Genomic DNA, 5,622 nt, shown 5'->3' with positions numbered 1-5,622 from the left:
GTCTTGGTGATGTAGCATTAGCTTATGAATGTGGTCGTATGGTTACAGGTCCATTTGGTTATCTAGTTTCTACAGCGATTCACAAAAAAGATATTTATCGTCATTACATTGGTCTTGATTCTTGCATGGCAAATCTTATGCGTCCAGCATTATATGGTTCTTATCACCATATTACTGTAATGGGTAAAGAAAATGAGCCTAAGGACCATGTATATGATGTAACAGGCTCCTTATGTGAAAATAACGATAAGTTTGCTATCCAACGTGAATTGCCAAAAATTGATATTGGCGATCGTATCATCATTCATGATGCTGGTGCACATGGTCATTCCATGGGCTTTAACTATAATGGTAAATTGCGTTCTGCTGAGTTGTTATTACATAAAGATGGCTCTGTTACACAAATTCGTCGTGCTGAAACATATGATGATTTGTTTGGCACCCTCGATTTCTCTAACCTATAATTTAATATTGAGAATCGAATAGGATGAGAATGAATATTATTAAAAGCCTATCAATATATGTAATATATGATATTCTTTTAATTCCTGTATATTTTAGTAGGAATATCTTGCTATCATTTAGATAAGAATGTATAATAATTGTAGATTGTTATGCACATACTTGCTAAGTTGGCGAGAATTACGGCGGTATTCACGTTAGTGCGTACCGCCTTTTTATATGTGTCAGTATATACGTTTTACATATAACGATTGTATGCCTCGATATTGAGGATACATAATAAAAAGGAGTGAATATTTTGGCTGAATTACTTCAGATAAAAGATTTAAAGGTATCCGTTGAAGATAAACAAATCTTGAAAGGTATCAACTTAACAATTAATAAAGGTGAAATTCATGTTGTGATGGGGACAAATGGTGCTGGTAAATCTACACTTGCTAATGCAATCATGGGTAACTCTACATATACAGTAGATAGCGGTTCTATCATTTTTGATGGTAAAGATATTACGGAAGATGCAGTAAATGATCGTGCGAAAGCAGGTATCTTTATGTCCTTCCAAAATCCAATTTCTATTCCTGGCATTACAGTAGAAAACTTCATCCGTACTGCGAAATCTACAATTACTGGTGAAAATGTACGTGCTTTATCTTTCAAAAAAGAATTGAAAGAAAAAATGGATGAATTATCCTTCGATGTGTCTTATGCACAACGTTATGTAAATGAAGGCTTCTCCGGTGGTGAACGCAAGAAAAATGAAATTCTTCAAATGTCCATTTTAAATCCTAAATTGGCTATTCTTGATGAAACAGACTCCGGCCTTGACGTAGATGCGGTTCGTATCGTATCTGAAGGTGTACAACGTTTCCACAACGAAGAAAATGCTGTATTGATCATCACTCACCATAACCAAATCTTGCAAAAATTAAAACCTGATTTCGTTCATGTATTGATCAATGGTAAGATCGTTAAAACTGGTGATGCTTCTCTTGTACGTGAAATCGAAGAAAAAGGTTACGACGCATACAAAGCATTAGCATAGGAGGCACAATGGAAGAAAGAAAGAAAACCCAAGTCGCGGATATGGACCGTGGTGTCTACGATATTAAGAATGACTTTGAATATTCTTATATTTCTGATGCTGGTTTAACAGAAGATATTATCCGTGAAATTTGGTCTAATAAAAATGAACCTGAATGGATGCTTGACTTCCGTTTGAAATCTTTAGAAATCTACAATCGCATGGGGATTCCAAATTGGATTCCTGATATTTCTGGCTTAGATATGGCTAATATCCATACTTATGTTAAGCCTAAAGTAGATATGAAAGAAAACTGGGACGAAGTTCCAGAAGAAATTAAAAGTACTTTTGACCGCTTAGGTATTCCAGAAGCGGAAAAAACATCTCTTGCAGGTGTTGGTGCTCAATATGACTCTGAAGTTGTTTACCACAGTATTCAAGAAGATCTTGTTAAACAAGGTGTTATCTATACTGATATTGAAACAGCATTACATGAGCATGAAGAAATCGTAAAAAAATACTGGATGACATTAATTCCACCTACAGACCATAAATGGGCTGCTCTTCATGGTGCAGTTTGGTCTGGCGGTTCCTTCGTATACGTTCCAGCAGGCGTACAAGTAGAGATTCCATTGCAATCTTACTTCCGCTTGAATGCACCAGGTGCTGGTCAGTTCGAACATACGATGATCATCGTAGAAGAAGGTGCTAAATTGCACTTTATCGAAGGTTGTTCTGCTCCTAAATACGATGTATCTAACCTTCATGCAGGCGCTGTTGAATTGTTCGTTAAAGACAATGCTACATTGCGTTACTCTACAATTGAAAACTGGTCCAAGAACATGTACAACCTTAACACAAAACGTTGTGTAGTAGGTAAAAATGGTACAATCGAATGGGTATCTGGCTCCTTTGGTTCCAAAGTTTCTTGCTTGTATCCAATGAGTATTCTTAACGGTGAAGGTGCACATGCTGAATTTACAGGTGTAACATTCGCAGGTGAAGGACAATTCCTTGATACAGGTTGTAAAGTGGTACATAATGCACCATATACAACAAGTAATGTAAACTCTAAATCTATTTCCAAATCCGGTGGTGCTGCTATTTACCGTGGACTTTTGAAAATTGGCCCTAAAGCAGAACATTCCAAAGCGACTGTATCTTGTGAATCCTTGATGCTTGATGCAGAGTCTCAATCTGATACAATTCCAGCTATTATCGTAGAAAACGATAATGTGGATTTAGGTCATGAAGCTAAAATCGGTCGTATTTCCGACGAAGCGATTTTCTATCTCATGACACGTGGTATTAGCGAAGAAGAAGCTCGTGCAATGCTCGTTCGTGGTTTCGTTGAGCCAATCTCCAAAGAATTACCACTTGAGTATGCAGTAGAAATGAACAATCTAATCAATCTTGAATTAGAAGGTTCTATCGGTTAAGGAGGAATTATGAGCGAATTACTATTTAATGAACTCCCTAGACCGACATTCAGATGGTTGCGTGTTAACCATACTGTAAGCTCTCTAGCTGGAGAAGATACATCTGTACAATCCATCGCTGTAGAAGCGAATCAAAATATACTTTCACCATTGCCTACAGGAACAGCACTGTTAAATGCTAAATATGAAGGTGCTAATAAGGATGCTGTTCAAGCATTGGTGGATAATGCAGAAGGTTATGCTATCAATGTTCCTGCTAAGGAAAAGGAAGTTGTAGGCATCCGCATTGATGCTAATGCACGTGTAGCTAACCGTTTCCAATTCATCGTTGGTGAAGGGGCAGAACTAGAGGTACAATTCTATGTAACTGGCACTGGTGAAGCTTTAACAAATGTTAGCTATCTAAATGAATACGATGTAAAAGAAGGCGGTAAAGTTGTAGTGAAAAAGGTAAATCTTTTACCTGAACATGTACAACATATCGAGCATCGATACACTAAATTAGAAGATAAAGCAGATGTAGAATACATCAATATTGAAATTGGTGGTAGTGAAAACATCTTGAATTACTATCACGATTTAGTAGGTCAAGAATCTCGTATGGTTCATGATATTGCTTATCTTGGTAACGAAGAACAAAAATTTGATATCTCCATGATTATGAGTCATGGTGGTAAAAAATCCTTCAGTGATATTCATACATTAGGTGCTCTTAGTGGCAATTCTAAAAAATCTTTCCGTGGTACTCTTGATTTCCTTCATGGTGCAACAGCTTCTGAAGGTGCGGAAGAAGATACTTGCTTATTGTTAGATCCAACTGTAAAATCTATTTCTTTACCTCTATTATTGTGTAAAGAAGATAATGTAGTTGGTAACCATGCAGCAAGTGCAGGCCAAATTGATCATAATAAATTGTTCTACATCATGAGCCGTGGCTTTAGTGAAGTAGAAGCAAAACATATTATTGTTGAATCTATGATTCGACCTATTATTGATCGCATTGGTGATGAAACGATTGAAGAAGCAGCGTTAGCAGCTGTACGTAATAAAATTTAAAGAGGCGTTTTTATGAGACCAATTGCAGAAGCATACAAAGACTTTCCTATATTACATAAAGAGCATAATGGGCACCGCGTTATCTATTTAGATAGCGGTGCTACTGCACAAATTCCACAGTCCGTAATTGACCGTGTTGTGGAACATATGACACAACGTAATGGTAATCCACATCGTGGTTCTCATATTTTGGCGATTGAAGCATCTGAAGACTATGAAAATGCACGGGATCGCGTAGTTGAATTTATCAATGCACGTGAGCGTGAAGAAGTTGTATTTACACGTAATAGTACAGAATCTATGAACTTAATTGCTCATAGCTATGGTCTTCATAATGTGAAGAAAGGTGACAAGATTGTCATTACTGTTGCGGAACATCATGCCAATCTTGTAACATGGCAATATGTAGCAGAACAAACCGGGGCAACCTTAGAATATATGTACCTTGATGAACATGGGCATTTAAAAGATGGTGAAATCAATAAAATTGATGAGAACACTAAAATTGTTGCCTTTGCTCATGTTAGTAACGTGCTTGGTATGGAATTCCCTGTAAAAGAATTAACTGAAAAAGCGCATTCCGTAGGTGCTGTAGTAGTTCTCGATGGTGCTCAATCTACACCTCATAAAAAAATCGACGTTCAAGCATTAGATTGCGATTTCTTCGTATTCTCTGGCCATAAAATGTGTGCATCCCAAGGTATTGGTGTACTCTATGGTAAACGTGAACTATTAGAAGCTATGCCTCCATTCCTATTGGGTGGCGATATGATTGAGTATGTAAAAGAGCAAACTGCTACATTCAATGAGCTTCCATATAAGTTTGAAGCAGGTACACCAAATGCTGATGGCGCCGTTTCCTTACATGCGGCAATTGATTATTTAGAATCCTTTGGCATGGATGCTATTGAAGCCTATGAAGAGGAACTTGTAGCATATATTCTTCCTAAGATTGTTGCATTGCCTCACGTTCACGTAATTGGCTCTCAAAATCCTAAGGAAAAACATGGTGTAATTGCATTCACTGTAGATGATGTACATCCTCATGATGTAGCTACGATTTTGGACTCTAAAGGCATTTGTGTTCGTTCTGGACACCATTGTGCACAACCATTAGGTGCATTCTACAACGTATCTGCATCCACTCGTCTAAGCATGTACTTATATACTCGTAAGGAAGATTTAGATGCTTTCCTTGAAGTATTAAAGACAGTTCGTTCAGTAATGGGTTTTAAAGATTAGGAGATTTACCATCAATGGAAATGGATCAATTATATACGGAACTTATTTTGGAACATAACCAAGATAAGCGTAATAAACATGAGTTAGCTCATTTTACAAATTCTGAACATGGCCATAACCCTAGTTGTGGTGATGATCTAACATTACAACTCAACGTAGAAGATGGCATTATCAAAGATGCTGCTTACACCGGTTCTGGTTGTGCTATCAGTCAAGCGTCTGCATCTATGATGATTGATATTATTAAGGGTAAATCTGTTGAAGAAGCTCTTCGCTTGGTAGAAATTTTCTTAGGTATGATCAAAAAAGAAATTACTGATGAAAATGAGTTAGAAGAATTAGAAGATGCTATGGCATTGCAAAATATTTCTAACATGCCAAGTCGTTATCGACGTTTTTCAC

The 5,622-nt window shown here is 37.1% G+C and carries 5 protein-coding genes and 1 pseudogene; all 6 read left to right on the top strand.

Going from position 1 to position 5,622, the window contains the following annotated elements:
• Positions 1-464, top strand: a pseudogene (locus tag Q7P05_RS02145) (diaminopimelate decarboxylase); the annotation flags it as partial.
• 296 nt (positions 465-760) lie between these two features.
• Positions 761-1,504, top strand: a complete 744-nt coding sequence (sufC, locus tag Q7P05_RS02140) for a Fe-S cluster assembly ATPase SufC (RefSeq protein WP_227720348.1) — start codon at positions 761-763, stop codon at positions 1,502-1,504.
• Positions 1,505-1,512: 8 nt separating this feature from the next.
• Positions 1,513-2,922 carry a Fe-S cluster assembly protein SufB gene (sufB, locus tag Q7P05_RS02135; protein ID WP_105089273.1) on the top strand — a complete coding sequence of 470 codons (1,410 nt, stop codon included), beginning with the start codon at positions 1,513-1,515 and terminating at the stop codon, positions 2,920-2,922.
• A 9-nt stretch (positions 2,923-2,931) separates the two neighbouring features.
• Complete coding sequence (locus tag Q7P05_RS02130) at positions 2,932-3,978, top strand: SufD family Fe-S cluster assembly protein (protein WP_303930220.1); 1,047 nt, start codon at positions 2,932-2,934, stop codon at positions 3,976-3,978.
• A 12-nt stretch (positions 3,979-3,990) separates the two neighbouring features.
• Positions 3,991-5,220 carry a SufS family cysteine desulfurase gene (locus Q7P05_RS02125; protein ID WP_303930218.1) on the top strand — a complete coding sequence of 410 codons (1,230 nt, stop codon included), beginning with the start codon at positions 3,991-3,993 and terminating at the stop codon, positions 5,218-5,220.
• 14 nt (positions 5,221-5,234) lie between these two features.
• The coding region (gene sufU, locus Q7P05_RS02120) for a Fe-S cluster assembly sulfur transfer protein SufU (protein WP_303930217.1) at positions 5,235-5,622 on the top strand (388 nt) is incomplete at its 3' end.

It is taken from the genome of Veillonella dispar (genome assembly GCF_937975875.1).
Classification (GTDB): Bacteria; Bacillota; Negativicutes; order Veillonellales; family Veillonellaceae; genus Veillonella; species Veillonella dispar_B.
Note: the sequence above shows the minus strand (reverse complement) of the source record. Positions and strands in the feature narration are given on the sequence as shown.

Bases quoted from the DNA above. Each gene is read 5' to 3' on its own strand.
- sufB (WP_105089273.1), top strand. From the start codon at position 1,513: ATGGAAGAAAGAAAGAAAACCCAAGTCGCGGATATGGACCGTGGTGTC.
- Q7P05_RS02130 (WP_303930220.1), top strand. From the start codon at position 2,932: ATGAGCGAATTACTATTTAATGAACTCCCTAGACCGACATTCAGATGG.
- Q7P05_RS02125 (WP_303930218.1), top strand. From the start codon at position 3,991: ATGAGACCAATTGCAGAAGCATACAAAGACTTTCCTATATTACATAAA.